This window comes from Pseudomonas sp. MC6, from assembly GCF_054790575.1.
Genome location: NZ_CP186504.1, coordinates 5427512 through 5445607 on the forward strand (window position 1 = coordinate 5427512; position 18096 = coordinate 5445607).

Below are 18096 nucleotides of genomic sequence, written 5' to 3' on the forward strand. Positions count from 1 at the left end.
CCGTTTTTGCCTCGTTGCCATATGACGGACGCATTACAACTCTAGGATTGGCCCCATCTGCTTGATGAGGTCTGTCCATGAATCCTGCCATCGCAACTGCCCTGACCAACCCCGGTGCGCCGATGAAAGTGCGCGGCGTGCAGAAACGCTTCGGCGCGTTCACCGCACTGGATAACGTTTCTCTCGACGTCGCCGCCGGTGAACTAGTGTGTCTGCTCGGCCCCTCGGGCTGCGGCAAGACCACATTGCTGCGCTGTATCGCCGGACTCGAGAAGCAGGACAGCGGCGAGCTGTACCTTGGCGACCGCGACGTCTCGCATCTCGCCCCACAGGCTCGCGACTACGGGATTCTGTTCCAGTCCTACGCGCTGTTCCCCAATCTGACCGTCGAGGCGAATATTGCCTACGGCCTTGCTGGCAGCGGTCGCGATGAAGTGCGCCAGCGCGTCGGACAGATGCTCGAACTGGTCGGCCTCACCGGCAGCGAGAAAAAATATCCCGGCCAATTGTCCGGCGGTCAGCAACAGCGTGTCGCGCTGGCCCGCGCTCTGGCGCCGGCACCGTCGCTGCTATTGCTCGACGAACCGATGTCGGCCCTCGACGCCCGCGTCCGCGAGCATCTGTGCACCGAGCTGCGCCAACTGCAACGCAACCTCGGCATCACCACCCTGATGGTCACGCACAATCAGGACGAAGCCATGCTGATGGCCGACCGTATCGCGGTGATGAACAACGGCCGCGTCGAGCAGTACGCCACCCCGCAGGAAATCTACAACCGCCCAGCCACGCCGTTCGTGGCCGAGTTTGTCGGCCAGGGCAACTGGCTGCCGTTCCAGCGCAGCAGCGACACTCACGCGCAGGTCGGCGGGATGAATCTGCGCCTCAGCGATGGCAGCATTCAGCGCGCCTCGGGCCGTTTGTTTTGCCGCCCGGAAGCCATCAACGTCAATCCACCGGTGCACGAAGAAAACCTGTTCCCGGCCAAAGTCCGCGAGATCACCTTCCTCGGCAACCGCTGCCGCATGAGCTTCGAACTCGATCAGTTGCCCGGCCACGCGCTGCTCGCTGAACTCGCCCCGGAAGCCATGCCGCGCCTCGGCGCCCAGCAAATCATGGTCGCCTTGCCGCCGCGCAGCCTGCAGGTGTTTGCCTGATGAACAGCAACCTCGCGCTGCCGCTACCGCACAAGCAGGTGCGCCAGACTTCTAAAGCCGAGATCGGCGATCGCATTTTTGTCGTCGGCGGCAAAGTCCTACTGCTGCTGTTACTCGGCGTCGCGGTATTGCTGCCGTTGTTGGCAATCTTCTGGCGTGGTTTCAGCAGTGAAGCCGGGCAGGGCGGTGGCTGGGTCGCGGCGAAGGAGCTGGTGAGCAGCGAGAATTTCCACTGGCTGCTCGGCAACAGCCTGAAAGTTTCTCTCAGCGTCGCGGCCATCGTCGTACCGCTGGACCTACCTGTTTGCCTACGCGCTGCAACGCACAATGATTCCGGTGAAGGGCATCTGGCGCGGCATTTCGTTGCTGCCGCTGATGGCACCGTCGATGTTGCCGGGGATTGCGTTGGTCTATCTGTTCGGCAACCAAGGCATGTTGCGCGGGCTGCTCTCGGACAACATTTATGGCTTCTGGGGGATTGTGCTGGGCGAGGTGATTTACACCTTCCCGCATGCGCTGATGATTTTGCTCTCGGCGTTGTCGTTGGCCGATGCGCGGCTGTTCGATGCTGCGTCGAGCATGGGCGCCAGTCCGGCCAAGGCGTTTCGCAGCATCACTTGGCCGGCAACGCGACAGGCCGTGTTCGCCGCGTTCTGTCTGGTGTTCACCCTGACCATCACCGATTTCGGGGTGCCGGTGGTGGTCGGTGGCGACTACCAAGTGCTGGCGCTGGAAGCCTACAAAGCCGTGGTCGGCCAACAGCAGTTCGGTCGCGGCGCGTTGATCGGCATGGTGCTGTTGCTGCCGGCGCTGTTCAGCTTCGGCGTCGATGCCTGGCTGCGTCGCCGCCATGGCGACTCCATGAGCGGTCGGGCGCAGGTGTTCAAACCGGCGCCGTCGAAACTGCGCGACGGCTGTTACCTGGCGATTGTCTTGCTGATCAGCGCCGCGTTGATTCTGGTGTTCGGCATGGCGGTGTTTTCCTCACTGGTGAAGTTCTGGCCATACAACCTGTCGCTGTCGCTCAACCATTACCAGTTCAACGAAACCGCCGGCGGTGGCTGGCTGGCTTACAGCAACAGTTTGAAAATGGCCTTGGGCACGGCGTTGATCGGCAGCGTGCTGATCTTCACCGGCGCTTATCTGATGGAGAAAACCCGCAGCCAACGCGGCCTCAATCTAGCCCTGCGCATGCTCAGTTTTGTGCCGATGGCGGTGCCGGGGCTGGTGCTCGGTCTCGGTTACGTCTTCTTTTTCAACCTCACCGGTAACCCGCTGCATGTGCTGTACGGGACGATGACGCTGCTGATCGTCTGCACCATCGCGCACTACCTGACCACCGCCCAAATGACCGCGACCACCGCGCTGCGCCAACTCGACGCCGAGTTCGAAGCCGCCGCGCTGTCGCTTAAGGCGCCGCTGTATCGCCACTACCTGCGCGTCACCGTGCCGATCTGCCTGCCGGCGCTGCTCGACATCGTGCGCTACCTGTTCGTCTCGGCGATGACCACGGTTTCCGCAGCGATCTTCCTCTACAGCCCCGACACCATCCTCGCGGCAGTCGCGGTGCTGAACATGGATGACGCCGGCAACGTTGGCGGCGCGGCGGCGATGTCGACCCTGATTCTGTTCACTTCGGCGGGCGTGTCCTTGCTGCTGGCGTGGGCTTCGCGCGGCTTGCTGCGCCGTTCTCAAGCTTGGCGGCAAACCGCGCCCGGTCACTGATTCAACTCACCTACAGGAAAACGATCATGTTCAAGCCTATGGCCCTGGCCGCTGCTGTGCTCGCTTCTTTCAGCCTGAATGCCTTCGCGGCAAAAACCGAGTTGACGGTGTACACCGCCCTCGAAGCCGAGCAACTGAAGTCCTACAAAGAAGCCTTCGAAAAGGCCAACCCGGACGTCGAGATCAAATGGGTACGCGATTCCACCGGGATCATCACCGCCAAACTGCTCGCCGAAAAGGCTCGTCCGCAGGCTGACGCGGTGTGGGGGCTGGCGGCTTCGAGTCTGGCGATCCTCGATCAGCAAGGCATGTTGCAAAGCTATGCACCGAAGGATCTCGGCAAGATCGGCGCGAACTACCGCGACGCCGCCAACCCGCCAGCCTGGGTCGGCATGGATGTGTGGGCCGCGACCATTTGCTTCAACACCGTCGAAGCCGAGAAGCAGGGCCTGACTAAACCCGTGAGCTGGCAGGACCTGACCAAGCCTGAGTACAAGGGCAAGATTGTCATGCCCAACCCGGCGTCGTCCGGCACCGGTTTCCTCGACGTCAGCGCCTGGCTGCAAACCTTTGGCGAGAAGCAGGGCTGGGCCTACATGGACGGTCTGCACCAGAACATCGGGCAATACGTTCACTCCGGTTCCAAGCCTTGCAAACTGGCAGCGGCGGGGGAATTCCCGATTGGTATTTCCTTTGAATATCCAGCCGTACAGCTGAAGCGTCAGGGCGCGCCACTGGACATCATCCTGCCGAAGGAAGGTCTGGGCTGGGAGATCGAAGCGACTGCGGTGATCAAAGGCACGCCGCATGAAGAGGCGGCCAAGAAACTCGCGGACTTCTCGGCGAGTGCTGAGGCGATGGATCTGTACAAGGAGAACTTCGCTGTCCTCGCGCAGCCGGGGATCGCCAAGCCGCAGACCGAACTGCCGGCGGATTATGAGCAGCGTTTGATCAAGAACGACTTTGCCTGGGCCTCGAAGAATCGTGACGAGATCCTCACCGAGTGGCGCAAGCGTTATGACGGCAAGTCCGAGAAAGTTGCGGCCAAGTAAGATCTTTATCGACTGAAAGGGCCCCTTCGCGAGCAGGCTCGCTCCCACATTGGACCGTGTTCACAACACAATTCTCTGAGGGGGCTGACACATTGGATCTCCAGTGAACGCAAATTCTGTGGGCACTAAAAATCCCCTGTGGGAGCGAGCCTGCTCGCGAAAGCGGTCTCTCATGCAGGACATTTCTAAATGACACAACACCAAGACCTACTCATCGTCGGCGCTGGCATCCTCGGCCTGTCCCACGCCTACGCCGCCGCCAAACGCGGCCTCAAGGTCGCCGTTTTCGAACGCACCGCCACCCCCCTCGGCGCCTCGGTGCGCAACTTCGGCCAGGCCCTGGTCACCGGCCAACCGCCGGGCCAAATGCTCGAACTGGCCAAAGCCAGCCGCGAGATCTGGGGCGACTGGGCGCAACTCGCCGGGCTGCAAATCAAACGCAACGGCTCCTACTTGTTTGCCCGCACCGAAGCCGAAGAACATCTGCTCGAAGCCTTCTGCAACGGTCGAGCCGTTGAACGCGGCTACAACGTCGACCTCCTGCGCGGCGCCTCCCTGCGCGATCTGTACAACGGCCAGTTCGGCCACCACCGCGCCGCACTCCACGGTATCGACGATCAACAGCTGTACTCGCGTGAAGCAATTCCAGCGCTGATCGATTACCTGCGCCGAGACTTCGGCGTCGAGTTCCACTTCTCCACGCTGGTGCGCGATGTAGAGCCCGGTCACTTGCACAGCACCGCCGGCAGTTTTACCGCGAAGCAGATCATCGTCTGCTCCGGCCACGATTATCAGACCTTGCTGGTCCGAGCCGATCGCCGCGCTCGACCCGCAAATCTGCCGCCTGCAAATGCTCCGCGCCAAACCGCAGGTCGATCTGAATCTGCAACACGCCTTGCTCACCGGCCTGAGCTGCGTGCACTACGGCGCTTTCGCCGATCTGCCGGAAGCGGCGGCGGTGCAGGCGCAAATCATCCGTGAGCAACCGCACCTGCACGACAACGGCATCCACCTGCTGATCAGCCCGACGCCGTACGGCGAATTGATCATCGGTGACTCGCACCATTACGGCAGCGACCCTTCACCGTTCAATGCCGAGCAAGTGGATAACTGGATGCTCGAACTGGCCGAGCAGACGCTGGGCTGCAAGGTGCAAGTGGTCGAGCGCTGGCAGGGCGTCTATGGTTCCCGGGGGCCGGGGCCATTTTCATTCCTGCGCCCGGCAGCAGGGTTGAGTGTGGCGCTGATGCACACGGGTGTCGGCATGAGCGTCGGCCCGGCCATGGCCGAGCGCAACATTGCGCAGTTGTTGGAGGAAGTTTGATGACAGGTCACGAGCAAGTCGTCGCGCGGGTATTCGGGTTGTATGAGCGCTTCGGCACCAGCGATTACATCGGCGAACCGGTATCGCAGATCGAGCACATGTCCCAGTCTGCCGAACTCGCGATCGCCGAAGGTTTTGATGACGAAGTGGTGCTCGCGGCGTTCTTCCATGACATCGGCCATTTGTGTGCCGAGGGCGCGGAGAACATGGGCGGCTATGGTGTGGTCAGCCATGAACGGCTGGGTGCGCATTATTTGCGTGAGGCCGGTTTCAGTGAGCGGATGGCGCGGCTGGTGGAATATCACGTGCAGGCCAAGCGGTATCTGACGTTGCGTGAGCCGGGGTATTTTGATCGATTAAGTGAGGCGAGTCGGCGGACCCTGGCGTATCAGGGTGGGGTGATGACCGAGGCTGAGGCGGATGTGTTTGAGCGCGATCCGTTGTGTGCGGTCAGTCTGCGGATGCGGCAGTGGGATGAGCTGGCCAAGGAGAGGGCGGTGCCGGTGATGGATTTGGCGGTTCTCAAGCGCAAGGCTGAGGTTTTGTTGTCGGCCGGGTGATTGCAACCCTCACCCCAGCCCTCTCCCGGAGGGAGAGGGAGCTGACCGTGTTGTTCTTGGGTCATACATCGACCTGAAATATCCAGCCGAACTCAGGTTTGGACAGCATGCAGATCTGCTCCCTTTCCCCCTCTACCCCTTGGGGGAGAGGGCTGGGGTGAGGGGGTAGCGATCTAAAGCTCAAGCACCCGAGCAACCAACCCCTCAATCTGCTCCTGCCGCTCAGCCTGATTCAACTTCGCCTGCGGATTGAGCGACGACCACTGCGGATGCGCCCGCGCCTTGTTCAGCGCTTCCGGCAACTTGCCCTCGCGCCAAGTCTTATCCTGCGGAGTCGCCACCTGAACCGCATCCATCGCCGCATGCCCACGCTGATCCAGCGCCAACACCAACTGCCGCTGGCGCAACGCCAACAGCCGCAACACCCCGTCATCCACCGTCAGCTCACGCTGCCCTTTGATCTTGCCGAGCAAGCGACTGCCATAACTACGCGCCGTCTGCAGCGCACCCCCGGCAATCGCCCCTGCCAAAGCTGCCGCGCCGAGGGTAATCCCGCCAACCAGCAAATCCACGCCAGCCCCTGCCGCCGCACCGGCAGCAATACCGCCGCCCACGCGCACGCCGAGTTGCTTCAAGGTTTCCGGGTTGAACAAGTCATCGCCCCAACGCCCGTCCAGCAACGGCAAATCACTCGCCGTCGCATCCTGCGGACGAAACGCATAGAGCTTGAGCAACGCCTCGACACACTTCTGCTCACGCTGACGCACAGCCTTGCGCAGTTCGCTGATGGCTTGCTGTTCCTGCGCAGCTTCACTGACCACACTGCGCCGGCACGCGGCGCAGTCGATCAACAATTCAGCAATCAATCGCGCCGCACTTTGCTGGCGGGCGAGGCGCTGAGCCTGTTGATCGGCAATCAACCGTTCCAGTTGTGGCCGAGCATTTTCCAGCAGCAGCGCAAGGCTTTCATACAGCCGCCGCTCGCCATCCTCGGGCGGCGCGACGCTGTCGAAGCGCACCAGCGCATGCAGCCCGAGCCGTGCCAGTGCCTCGCGCCAATCCGGCTCACGATGATTGGCACTGCTGACGAAATTCAGCACCGGCAGCAGCGGTTTGCCACAACTGGCGAGTACTTCCAGTTCGTCGCGGTACTTGGCCAGCACCGGCTCGCGCGCATCGATCACATACAAACCGGCGTCGGAAGCGAGTAATTGCCGCAGTACTTTAGCTTCCTGCTCAAAGCGCTGGCGTGCCTCGCTGCCGTCGAGAAACCGCGCCAGTCGCGCCGGGCCGTCGAGGCGTTCACCGGGGCGCTCCAGGCGTTCGAGAAAATCCAGCAGGGCGATGGCGTCTTCCAGTCCCGGTGTGTCGTAGAGGTCGAGCAACGGTTCGCCGTCCACCGACAACCGCGCGCCCTCGACATGCCGGGTAGTGCTCGGACGATGGGAGACTTCGCCGAAGCCGACATCGCGGGTCAGCGTGCGCAGTAGCGAGGTCTTGCCGACGTTGGTATGGCCGACCACTGCGAGTTTCAGCGGCGCTTTCCAGGCATCAGTCATGGCCAGTCTCCAGCCAGTTCAACGGCGCGCAATCGGCGAACTTCAGGTCAAGCTGTTGCAGGGCGACATGCCAGTCGCCGAGGCGTTCGGCATCCAGTGCTTCGCCGGGCGGCGCTTGCAGCAGCCAGACGCGCGTCTCCCCGGCACTGCGCGCCAGTTCAGCGATCAAGGCGAGGCTGCCGCGATCCGGCGAGCGTCGCGGGTCGCAGGCAATGGCCAGACGTGATGGCGGGAAGCGGCTCAATTGTTCGAGAAGTTTGTGCCGCGATTCGCGGCTGTCGAGAATGCCAGCGTTGCTGACGTTTTTCGGCAGCGCGGGCGGCCATGGGCGTTGTTCGTCGAGTTCGATGGCGACCAGCAACGCGCCTTCGCTCACCAGTTCGCCGACGCTGCTTTCGACGCGATGCAACTGCGCAGGCTCCGGATCATTGACGCCGAGGCGTTCGCTGGTCGGCATCAGACGTTCACGCAATTGCGCGTAGCCGGGCAGGTTAAGGTCCAGACGCAGCGCAGCTTTGCCGCTGTTCCAGCGCCAGAAGCACAACAGCGTCAGCAGCAGACGCGGCAGCACTCCGTACACGACCAACACGCCAACCAGCCATGTCGCCCAGGCCTGACGGGCGCTTTCGATGTCGAGCGCGCCGTCGCCGCTGGCGCGGATCATTTCCACGGTTGGCACATTGAAACCGAGCAGCGACGGCAGATAACCGAGCGCGTGGGTGACGTGGATAAACGTGTCGGCGCTGAGAATCGTGGTTTCCCAGACGAAGCCGTAGCGCCGGGTCGCCATCAGCGTCAGCAGCAGAATCAATGCGCTGAGCATCGCCAACAGCCACAAGCCGTTGACCAGCGTACCGAGTGCCCAGCGATTGAGTTTCTTGCGTTGCAGCATTAGTAACAGTGCCGGCGCCAGTTGCGCGGCTTTGGCGTCGCGGGCCATCTTTTCGCTTAGCCACAGCCACAATCGTCCAAGGGTGGCGCCGTGTTCGCCGGCGAAGATCAAGCCCAGCAACCAGCTCAGCAGCAGAATCAGGTTCAGCCCGAGCAGACTGCCCAAGGCCCAAAACACGTTGACCGGCGTTTGCCCCAGCGCAGCGAAGGCCAGACCAGCGCCGCTCAGGACCGCGAAGATCATCAGCAACACCAGCGCCAGACGCGCGCCTTGCAGCCAGTGTTTGAGTGCGTCCGTCAGCCCGTCACGCTCGGCCAGCCACAACGCTCGGCGCTGAATACGGCCCGACAGATCACCGCCGGCCGTGCGCGCCAGTCGATTGGCTTCAACATCATCCAGGGGACCGGCATGTTCTTCGCGCAGACGCACGGTCTCGGTGAGCCAGAGGTTTTGCAGTGGAGTCAGTTCAGTCACGCAGCGTCTCGTCGCTTAATTGAGCGCTGAGCATAACCGCTGTGGCGCTTATCGGGGTAAGCGTGGCTCTGGTATCCTCGCCGGCATGACTAAATCACTCCCTCTCAGCCTGATCGCAGCCCTCGGTGAAAACCGCGTGATCGGCGTCGACAACAGCATGCCCTGGCACCTGCCGGGGGACTTCAAATACTTCAAGGCCACGACCTTGGGTAAGCCGATCATCATGGGCCGCAAGACCTGGGATTCGCTTGGTCGGCCGTTGCCCGGGCGTTTGAACATCGTGGTCAGCCGTCAGGCCGATCTGGTGCTCGAAGGTGCCGAGGTTTATCCGTCGCTGGAAGCCGCGGTGGTTCGCGCCGAGGAATGGGCAAAGGAACAGGGCGTTGATGAGCTGATGCTGATTGGCGGCGCGCAGTTGTACGCGCAAGGGCTGGCGCAGGCGGATCGACTGTATCTGACTCGCGTGGCGCTGAGCCCGGAAGGGGATGCGTGGTTTCCGGAGTTTGATCTGAACCAGTGGAAGCTGGTGTCGAATGTGCCGAATCCAGCTGAGGGCGACAAACCCGCGTACAGCTTTGAGGTTTGGGAGAAAGCCTAAGAGCTTCGTCGGAACGCCGCCCGGAGCAAGCTCGCTCCCACAGGGGAAACGCATTCCTATGTGGGAGCGAGCCTGCTTGCGAAGAGGCCGGATCAGGCAAAAAAGAGCTTAAGCCTGCGCCAACTCCGCATGCTCATCAGCATCCAGCAACGCTTTATCCGTCTGCTGCATCACCTGACTGGTAATTGCGCCAGCCGTAATCGAACCACTCACGTTCAACGCCGTGCGACCCATGTCGATCAGCGGCTCAACCGAAATCAGCAACGCCACCAGTGACACCGGCAAGCCCATCGCCGGCAGCACGATCAGTGCCGCGAACGTCGCGCCGCCACCGACCCCGGCCACACCCGCCGAACTCAACGTCACAATCGCCACCAGCGTCGCGATCCACAGCGGATCCAGCGGGTTGATACCCACGGTTGGCGCAACCATCACCGCCAACATCGCCGGGTACAGGCCCGCGCAACCGTTCTGGCCAATCGTCGCACCGAACGACGCAGCAAAACTCGCCACTGACTGCGGAATCCCCAGACGCCGGGTCTGCGCTTCAATGCTCAGCGGAATGCTCGCGGCGCTGGAGCGGCTGGTGAACGCGAACGTCAGCACCGGCCAGATCTTGCGGAAGAAACGCAGCGGGTTGATCCCGGCCGCCGATACCAGCAAGCCGTGCACCACGAACATCAGGCCCAGACCGAGGTACGACACCACCACAAAACTGCCTAGTTTGATGATGTCTTGCAGGTTGGAACCGGCGACCACTTTGGTCATCAGCGCCAGCACGCCGTATGGGGTCAGTTTCATCACCAGACGCACCAGGCGCATCACCCAGGCTTGCAGGGTGTCGATGGCGTTGATCACTTTCTGACCTTTCTCGACGTCATCCTTGAGCAGTTGCAGCGCTGCGACCCCGAGGAACGCGGCGAAAATCACCACGCTGATGATCGAGGTTGGCTTGGCCCGCGCCAGATCGGCAAACGGGTTTTGCGGGATGAACGACAGTAGCAGTTGCGGCACATTCAGGTCGGCGACCTTGCCGGCGTAGTCGGTCTGAATGGTTTGCAGACGGGCCATTTCCTGGGTGCCGGCGACCAGACCTTCAGCGGTGAGGCCGAACAGGTTGGTCAGGCCGATGCCGATCAGCGCCGCGATCGCGGTGGTGAACAGCAGGGTGCCGATGGTCAGGAAGCTGATCTTGCCCAGCGACGAAGCATTGTGCAGGCGTGCCACGGCGCTGAGGATCGAGGCGAACACCAACGGGATGACGATCATTTGCAGCAACTGCACGTAGCCGTTGCCGACCAGATCGAACCAGCCGATCGACGCTTTCAGCACCGGGTTGCCGGCACCGTAAACGGTGTGCAGGGCCACGCCGAACGCAACACCCAGCACCAGCGCGAGCAGGACTTTTTTCGCCAGGCTCCACGTGGTGTGGCGGGTTTGTGCCAGACCGAAAAGCAGGGCGAGGAACACCAGCAGGTTGAGAATCAACGGTAGATTCATGAGATCTCCAGGAAAGACTGTGCCAACAGCCTTCCGGGGCTGCTGCGAACCGGCAAGCCTAACAGCTTGATTTGCAATGATTTAATACCGAAATCTTAGGGCGTCCGTCGTTTTTGGAATAAGCCCGTGTCGCTCTCGGCAATGCATCTGGCGCAAACAGGGACGAGGGCGGTCGCTGACAGACGAGGACTGTCACACATATTTGTTAGCGTCGATCTCTTTGAATCAGGGAGAAGAGGCTTATGAAGTTCGCACCGAAATTTCTGGCTGTCGCGCTGACAGTGGGCATGGGCCTGGCCACTCAGGCGTTCGCTACTGACCTGAAACACTGGCCGGCGGATCAGGCCAAGGCGCTGGACGCGATGATCGCCGCCAATGCCAACAAGGGTAACTACGCGGTGTTCGACATGGACAACACCAGTTACCGCTACGACCTCGAAGAGTCGTTGTTGCCGTTCATGGAAAACAAGGGCCTGATCACCCGCGACAAACTCGACCCTTCGCTGAAACTGATGCCGTTCAAGGACACCGCCGACCACAAGGAAAGCCTGTTCAGTTACTACTACCGGCTCTGCGAAGTCGACGACATGGTCTGTTACCCGTGGGTGGCGCAGGTGTTCTCCGGCTTCACTCTCAAGGAACTCAAAGGCTACGTCGATGAGCTGATGGCCTCGGGCAAACCGGTGCCGGCGACTTATTACGAAGGCGATGTGGTGAAGAAGCTCGACGTCAATCCGCCGAAGATCTTCACTGGCCAGCAAGAGCTGTACAACAAGCTGATGGAGAACGGCATCGAGGTCTACGTGATGACCGCCGCCTCTGAAGAACTGGTGCGCATGGTCGCGGCGGATCCGAAGTACGGCTACAATGTCAAACCGCAGAACGTCATCGGCGTGACCACCCTGCTGAAGAACCGCGAGACCAACGAACTGACCACGGCACGCAAGCAGATTACCGCCGGCAAATATGACGAGAAGGCCAACCTCGGCCTCGAACTGACCCCGTATCTGTGGACCCCGGCGACGTGGATGGCCGGCAAGCATGCGGCGATCCTCACCTACATCGATGAATGGAAAAAACCGGTATTGGTGGGTGGCGATACCCCGACCAGCGACGGCTACATGCTGTTCCACGATGTCGACGTGGCCAAGGGCGGCATTCACTTGTGGATCAACCGCAAAGACAAATACATGACCCAGCTCAACGGCATGATGGCCAAGCATGCAGCGGCGCAGGCCAAGGAAGGGTTGCCGGTGACGGCGGACAAGAACTGGGTGATCGTCAAGCCTGAGGAAATTCAGTAAGCCACACCGATCCAATGTGGGAGCGAGCCTGCTCGCGAAAGCGTAGTGTCAGTCGCCATCTGTGTTTCTGACATACCGCATTCGCGAGCAGGCTCGCTCCCACAGTTTGATCTGCAGTGACGTTGGGATTTCGGTCAGACAAAAAAATGCCCCGCACTTGGCGGGGCATTTTTGTTTCGGCGATTTGACGCTTACAGCCCGTCGAGCATCGCTTTGTTACGCACAGCACCTTTGTCGGCGCTGGTCGCCAGCAAGGCGTAAGCCTTGAGGGCGGTGGTTACTTTGCGTGGACGAATCTCGACCGGTTTCCAGCCTTTCTTGTCCTGCTCGGCGCGGCGTGCGGCCAGTTCTTCGTCGCTGACCAACAGGTTGATCGAGCGGTTCGGAATGTCGATCAGCACTTTGTCGCCGTCCTGCACCAGGCCGATCGCGCCGCCGGCTGCTGCTTCTGGTGAAGCGTGACCGATCGACAGACCGGATGTACCACCAGAGAAACGCCCGTCGGTGAGCAGCGCGCAGGCTTTGCCAAGACCTTTGGATTTCAGGTACGACGTCGGGTAGAGCATTTCCTGCATGCCCGGGCCGCCTTTCGGGCCTTCGTAGCGAATGATGACGATGTCGCCCGCCTTCACTTCGTCAGCGAGGATGCCGCGTACGGCGCTGTCCTGGCTTTCGAAGATTTTCGCGTTGCCTTCGAAAACGTGAATCGACTCGTCAACACCGGCGGTTTTCACCACGCAGCCATCGAGCGCGATGTTGCCGTACAGTACGGCCAGGCCACCTTCTTGCGAATAGGCGTGCTCGAAGCTGCGGATGCAGCCGTTTTCACGGTCGTCATCCAAAGTTTCCCAGCGGGTCGACTGGCTGAACGCCGTCTGCGTCGGGATACCGGCAGGGCCGGCCTTGAAGAAGTGATGCACCGCTTCATCGGTGGTCTGGGTGATGTCCCACTTGGCGATGGCTTCTTCCATGCTGCGGCTGTGCACGGTCGGCAGGTCGGTGTGCAGCAGACCGCCACGGGCCAGTGAACCGAGGATGCTGAAGATACCGCCGGCGCGGTGCACGTCTTCCATGTGGTACTTCTGGATGTTCGGCGCAACCTTGCACAGCTGTGGAACGGTGCGCGAAAGACGGTCGATGTCGCGCAGGTCGAACTCGATTTCCGCCTCTTGGGCAGCAGCGAGCAAGTGCAGGATGGTGTTGGTCGAACCGCCCATGGCGATGTCGAGCATCATCGCGTTCTCGAACGCCTTGAAGTTGGCAATGTTGCGCGGCAATACCGATTCGTCGTTTTCGCCGTAGTAGCGTTTGCACAGCTCAACGATGGTACGGCCGGCCTGCAGGAACAGTTGTTCGCGATCGCTGTGGGTGGCGAGGGTCGAACCGTTGCCCGGCAGTGCCAGACCCAGTGCTTCGGTCAGGCAGTTCATCGAGTTGGCGGTGAACATGCCGGAGCACGAGCCGCAAGTCGGGCATGCGCTACGCTCGTACTCAGCGACTTTCTCGTCAGAAGCGCTTTCGTCGGCGGCGATCACCATGGCATCGACGAGGTCGAGGCCGTGGGAGGCGAGTTTGGTCTTGCCGGCTTCCATCGGGCCGCCGGAAACGAAGATCACCGGTATGTTCAGGCGCAAGGCAGCCATCAGCATGCCCGGGGTGATCTTGTCGCAGTTGGAGATGCAGACGATGGCGTCGGCGCAGTGGGCGTTGACCATGTACTCGACGGAGTCAGCGATGATCTCGCGGCTCGGCAGCGAATACAGCATGCCGTCGTGGCCCATGGCGATGCCGTCATCCACGGCAATGGTGTTGAATTCTTTCGCTACGCCACCGGCGCGTTCGATTTCACGGGCGACCAGTTGGCCCAGATCCTTCAGGTGCACGTGGCCCGGTACGAACTGGGTGAACGAGTTGGCAATGGCGATGATCGGCTTTTTGAAGTCGTCATCTTTCATCCCCGTGGCGCGCCACAATGCGCGGGCACCGGCCATGTTGCGGCCGTGGGTGGATGTTTTCGAACGGTAATCTGGCATGGAACACTCCGGGCGGCTAATCACTTACTAACAGGTGCAAAAGGGGAGTGAGCTTCTATTGACGTCTGGAACACTCAGAAATGACCGTGTGTCCGTGAAGTTGCCGATGACGTTGCGGGATCGCCGCTGGTCTCAGCCTGAGCTCATAAACCCGCCGGGGGATGAATGGCGATGAATCAGTCGATTCTACACCGCTGGCGTCTGGAGGGAATGGCGCAAAGCATTGTTCCAGTGCAGACGGCGTGTGTGGGATGACGACCGGCGGGTTTAATCACCGCCGGTCTGTGCAACGACATTGGCTTCAACGTTTCTTGCGCGGCGGCTGAGCCTGTTGTTCAGCACCAGCGCTGTCGCGCTCAGCAACACAAAGCTGTAGCCCAGCGTCGATTGCAGATTGGCTGGGCTGAGGCTGATCAATGCGCTGATAAGCCCGCCACAAATAAAGATGATCGTACTGCCCGCCGAGGCCGACGTCCCGGCGCTCTCAGGAAACAGGCCCATGGCCCGAGAGGTGGCGGCGGGGCGGGCAATGGTGGTGCCCGCCGTGCAGATCAGCATCGGGATCAACACAGTGGCCGGCGCCAGCGCATGATTGGCCGCCAGGTACAGCATCGCCAGCCCCGACAGCAGTATCAGGCTCAGCCCGGTGAGGATTTGCTGAACCGGCGTGATGCGTCGATTGAGTACGGCGGCAAGGATGCCACCGACTACATAGGCAGCGCCGTAAACCAGCAGGATCAGTGAAAAGTCATAGGGCGCCAGCTCCAATTGATCCATGAAAATCAGCGGCGAAATCACGATGAACGAGAAGTGGCAGGCGAAAGCGAACGCTGAAATCAGCCAGTAGCCGACAAACTCGAAATCCCCCAGCACGCGGCGGTAGGACTGAATGAAACCGAGCCGTGTGCCGCTGTAGGCCGGTCGGCTGTTCGGTAAAAACAGCCAGGCCTTGATCAGCACCGTTGCGGACAGCGCGGTAAACACCCAGAAGCTGCCGCGCCAACCGAGTGAGGCCTGAAGAAAGGTGCCGGCCAACGGCGACACCGAGATAAAGATCCCGGTGGCCGTGACCATCAGGATACGCAAACGGTCGCGTTCCTCACCTTCGAACAGATCCTGCACAAGCGCCTGGGACAGTACGAAACATCCACATCCCAGGGCCTGCATCACCCGGAATATGAGAAATAGCGGGTAATCGGAGGTCATCACGCAACCGAGCGCACCCAGTATCGATACGCTCATGCCGGCGAGTAACAAGCCCTTGCGTCCGATCACGTCCGAGAGGGGGCCGATCAGAACCTGAGCAAATGCGATCCCCACAGCAAACAGACTGATGGACAGCGCGATGTCTGCCGGTGATCTGAGAAAATGCGCCGCGAGAGCTGGAAATGAAGGAAGCAAAACATCCAGCGGAAATACGCCCAACAGCACCATGGCCAGCAACAGGCTGACAGCGGCGCGGCGTTGCCGGGTGGTTGCTTCGGATTTTCCTTTATCCATCGATCAGTCCTGCCTTGGCAAAGAGCTTCTGGTTATGGGGAAGTGCGAAAAAACCAGCCTTGCGTAGTGCATCCAGCGTGGCGATGGAACCTGATCGTGCACGCGCGCGATTGGCCTGCACCGTGGCCATGCCGCCGACGATTTCCATCACGTCACTGTCGGCGATGCCGGCTCCTCGCAGACTCTGTTGCAGCCAGCGTTCATCCGCCTCGAAAAAAATCCCGATGATTTCCAGCAGTGTTCTGCTCGCAAACGTGCGTTGGCGGCTGTTCATCGACAGCCAGAAGTAATGGAACGCTTCGGCGAAGTAGCGACTGTGGCGGGCTTCGTCGGCCAGATGGTCACGCAGCATGTCGTTGACGCTGGACACCAGACTGTCGCGGCAGATGTCCAGCAGCTCCCGGGCAATGATGGTTTCCGAGACGAAACCCAGCAGAAACCATGCCAGTGGGCGGTTCTTTTCCGGAGTGCGGGTAATCAGAGCGTTCATGCGGGTGATGCGCTTCGCAATCACCGGACGTCCGGTGAACCCGTAAAACGCGGCGATCTGTTCTGCGAGATGGTTGGAGAACAGCGCGTGATAACCTTCGTCGGTGTAGAGCTGCAGGGCCGCATGTTTCATCGCCAGAGGCACGTAAATGGGCAGTTCGCGGTGCACGATGACTTCCACGGCACGGTTGACGATGCGGTGTTCGAGCAGGGTGGTGTAATCGAGAAAGTGCACCAAGTGGTTGGCTGACAGTCGGTGCAACACATCACGCCCCGCCGTCTGGATAGCCGGGTGTGCCAGATAAGGCAGAAACGCCGGTGGAAACCAATGGCGGGTTTGCAGCTGCAGCGGCACATCGTCGGGCAATTGGTAGTCATGGGTACTGCTGCGCACCGAGGCACGGCTGTCCCAGTCTCCCAAGGTAAATTTGAGCGCCCAGGACACCGGCGCTTGATCCGGGTCGGCAATCGACAGGGTCATGCTTGCCCCTCACGCAACAGCTCGCGCATTTCGTGACACATCACTTGCCCGTCGCTTTGTCCGCAACCAACGAAGAACAGCGGTTGTTCAGCACTGGCCTCGAGCTTGAGGAGTGCTTCAACCTGCTGGTCGGCAAACGCACCGGTCAGCCAGGTGTTGAGGCCCAATGCCGTGGCGACCAGTTGAAAGGTCTGCGACAAGTGGCCCGCTTCAACGAATGCCATGCGATAGGCCCGCGAGTGTTCGTACTTCCACCAGAGCCGGTCGAAACGGGCGGTGATAAACAAACCCAACGGCAGGTTGTTGATGAAATGCTGACCGCCGAGCAATTGGCCTAACTCGGGCTCAGGCAATGGATTAACCCGGCTCAGGGTGTGGTCGGTCGGATGATAGGCATAGATGCCAGGCTCCAGGCCATCGACGTTCTGCACCAGAAGAAAGCCCTCGCAAGCGTTCAGGCCACCAGCGGAAGGACTGCTCCGGCGTGCGCTGAGCCCTTGGGCGATGCTGTCGTCGCGATCGTTGTCACGTTCGTGGAGATAACCGAGGGCAAGGTAGAGCAGGGTGCCAACGTCATTCAGCGTTATCGCGGCACCTGTATAGGAACGGCAGGTTTTGCGCTGGAGCAGAACATTTCCCAGGCGATCGTCATTCAAAGCGCACGGCGCTGGCAGCGCGATACGCTGCTCCGGTGCGGGCGTCGGGCGGTCTGTAGCGGGCTGTGGGGTGGCCAGTACTTCGTTGCAGTGCGCCAGATATTGTCTGGACCACTCGTGAATATTCTGTGGGGTATGTTCGCAGGGAATGTTTTGCGTGCCGATGTGATAAATCTTCGACAGTTCATCCCAACCCCATTGCGGACTGTCTATCTTTGAAATGGTTAGAATGCCCGCGCTTAATAGTTGTGTGTCTATTAAGTTGTGGGTGTCGAAAAGTTCCGGGTTGTAGATTAGCTGTGCAAGTCGATTGGCATAATTCAGATCGAGTTCATGCTGTGTATGGTTTTTATAGTTCCACACGATTTGCCCGGGTGAGCGCGGCAATATAAATAAGTAAGGGTTGATGTACATGTCTGTCAGTTCACTCTGGAAAAAGTCAAAAGGACGCCGGGTTGCCGGCACTCCCCAGCGTCCTGACTTACTTAGCGGGCTTTAGGGGCAACCAGAAAAGCCAGATTTGCGATTTTTTTACTTTCCAGAGAAATACGTTTCATGATGTGAACTCCTTGTTCATTGATAGTTGAAGTCACCTCGTGGTGATAACTTCATAATAGTTTGTAATGGATTATTGGCAAGAGGATATTAAGTAGGAAATTTCCAGTAATTTTGTCGGAGCAGTCTTTAGCCGAAAATAAACTTGTAGGGTAATATTCAATAATTAAAAGACGTAAGGAAATATCCTGCACGTCAGCGAGAAAAAAATTGTAGGAAGTACTGGGGGTAGCGAGGAGA

At 60.2% G+C, this 18096-nt stretch carries 12 protein-coding genes and 2 pseudogenes; 7 read left to right on the top strand and 7 right to left on the bottom strand.

Going from position 1 to position 18096, the window contains the following annotated elements:
• Positions 1 to 77 precede the first annotated feature (77 nt).
• The 5 genes and pseudogenes from ACOYXE_RS24285 to ACOYXE_RS24305 all read left to right on the top strand — a co-directional run bounded on the left by ACOYXE_RS24285 (position 78) and on the right by ACOYXE_RS24305 (position 5815).
• Positions 78 to 1154: a putative 2-aminoethylphosphonate ABC transporter ATP-binding protein gene (locus ACOYXE_RS24285; RefSeq protein WP_122842270.1), complete on the top strand. Its 1077-nt coding sequence runs from the start codon at positions 78 to 80 to the stop codon at positions 1152 to 1154.
• Positions 1154 to 2879 (top strand): annotated as a pseudogene (locus ACOYXE_RS24290) (putative 2-aminoethylphosphonate ABC transporter permease subunit). Before ACOYXE_RS24285 ends, ACOYXE_RS24290 begins: the two are co-directional and overlap by 1 nt.
• Positions 2880 to 2905: 26 nt before the next feature.
• Positions 2906 to 3931, top strand: coding sequence for a putative 2-aminoethylphosphonate ABC transporter substrate-binding protein (locus tag ACOYXE_RS24295; protein ID WP_093097383.1), 1026 nt, complete (start codon positions 2906 to 2908; stop codon positions 3929 to 3931).
• A gap of 189 nt (positions 3932 to 4120) precedes the next feature.
• Positions 4121 to 5255 (top strand): annotated as a pseudogene (locus tag ACOYXE_RS24300) (TIGR03364 family FAD-dependent oxidoreductase).
• On the top strand, positions 5255 to 5815 hold the full coding sequence (locus ACOYXE_RS24305) for a phosphonate degradation HD-domain oxygenase (RefSeq protein WP_160059789.1): 561 nt from the start codon (positions 5255 to 5257) through the stop codon (positions 5813 to 5815). The pseudogene ACOYXE_RS24300 and the gene ACOYXE_RS24305 overlap by 1 nt, the downstream one beginning before the upstream one ends.
• Before the next feature lie 173 nt (positions 5816 to 5988).
• Here the strand turns inward: ACOYXE_RS24305 and ACOYXE_RS24310 are convergent, their stop codons facing one another.
• Positions 5989 to 7374: a GTPase/DUF3482 domain-containing protein gene (locus ACOYXE_RS24310; RefSeq protein WP_160059788.1), complete on the bottom strand. Its 1386-nt coding sequence runs from the start codon at positions 7372 to 7374 to the stop codon at positions 5989 to 5991.
• The gene (locus tag ACOYXE_RS24315; RefSeq protein ID WP_160059787.1) at positions 7367 to 8740 is read right to left on the bottom strand and encodes a DUF2868 domain-containing protein; all 1374 of its coding nucleotides are present in this window, start codon (positions 8738 to 8740) and stop codon (positions 7367 to 7369) included. The genes ACOYXE_RS24310 and ACOYXE_RS24315 overlap by 8 nt, the downstream gene beginning before the upstream one ends.
• Positions 8741 to 8825: 85 nt before the next feature.
• Between ACOYXE_RS24315 and ACOYXE_RS24320 the strand changes: the two genes are divergently transcribed.
• A complete protein-coding gene (locus ACOYXE_RS24320; RefSeq protein WP_160059786.1) occupies positions 8826 to 9338 on the top strand; it encodes a dihydrofolate reductase in 513 nt (170 codons plus the stop codon).
• Between the two features lie 108 nt (positions 9339 to 9446).
• On the opposite strand, the gene ACOYXE_RS24325 is transcribed toward ACOYXE_RS24320, so the two are convergent.
• Complete coding sequence (locus ACOYXE_RS24325; protein WP_041063642.1) at positions 9447 to 10838, bottom strand: L-cystine transporter; 1392 nt, start codon at positions 10836 to 10838, stop codon at positions 9447 to 9449.
• A 242-nt stretch (positions 10839 to 11080) separates the two neighbouring features.
• On the opposite strand from ACOYXE_RS24325, the gene ACOYXE_RS24330 reads away from it, so the two are divergent.
• Positions 11081 to 12142 carry an HAD family hydrolase gene (locus tag ACOYXE_RS24330; protein ID WP_064116295.1) on the top strand — a complete coding sequence of 354 codons (1062 nt, stop codon included), beginning with the start codon at positions 11081 to 11083 and terminating at the stop codon, positions 12140 to 12142.
• Positions 12143 to 12333: 191 nt separating this feature from the next.
• On the opposite strand, the gene ilvD is transcribed toward ACOYXE_RS24330, so the two are convergent.
• The 4 genes from ilvD to ACOYXE_RS24350 all read right to left on the bottom strand — a co-directional run bounded on the left by ilvD (position 12334) and on the right by ACOYXE_RS24350 (position 17715).
• A complete protein-coding gene (ilvD, locus tag ACOYXE_RS24335; RefSeq protein WP_160059783.1) occupies positions 12334 to 14175 on the bottom strand; it encodes a dihydroxy-acid dehydratase in 1842 nt (613 codons plus the stop codon).
• Positions 14176 to 14442: 267 nt separating this feature from the next.
• Positions 14443 to 15675 (bottom strand): MFS transporter, encoded by a 1233-nt coding sequence (locus tag ACOYXE_RS24340; RefSeq protein ID WP_160059782.1) that lies wholly within the window; start codon positions 15673 to 15675, stop codon positions 14443 to 14445.
• Positions 15668 to 16645, bottom strand: a complete 978-nt coding sequence (locus ACOYXE_RS24345) for a diiron oxygenase (RefSeq protein WP_160059781.1) — start codon at positions 16643 to 16645, stop codon at positions 15668 to 15670. Before ACOYXE_RS24345 ends, ACOYXE_RS24340 begins: the two co-directional genes overlap by 8 nt.
• Positions 16642 to 17715: a SagB family peptide dehydrogenase gene (locus ACOYXE_RS24350; RefSeq protein WP_160059780.1), complete on the bottom strand. Its 1074-nt coding sequence runs from the start codon at positions 17713 to 17715 to the stop codon at positions 16642 to 16644. The genes ACOYXE_RS24345 and ACOYXE_RS24350 overlap by 4 nt, the downstream gene beginning before the upstream one ends.
• Positions 17716 to 18096: the final 381 nt, after the last annotated feature.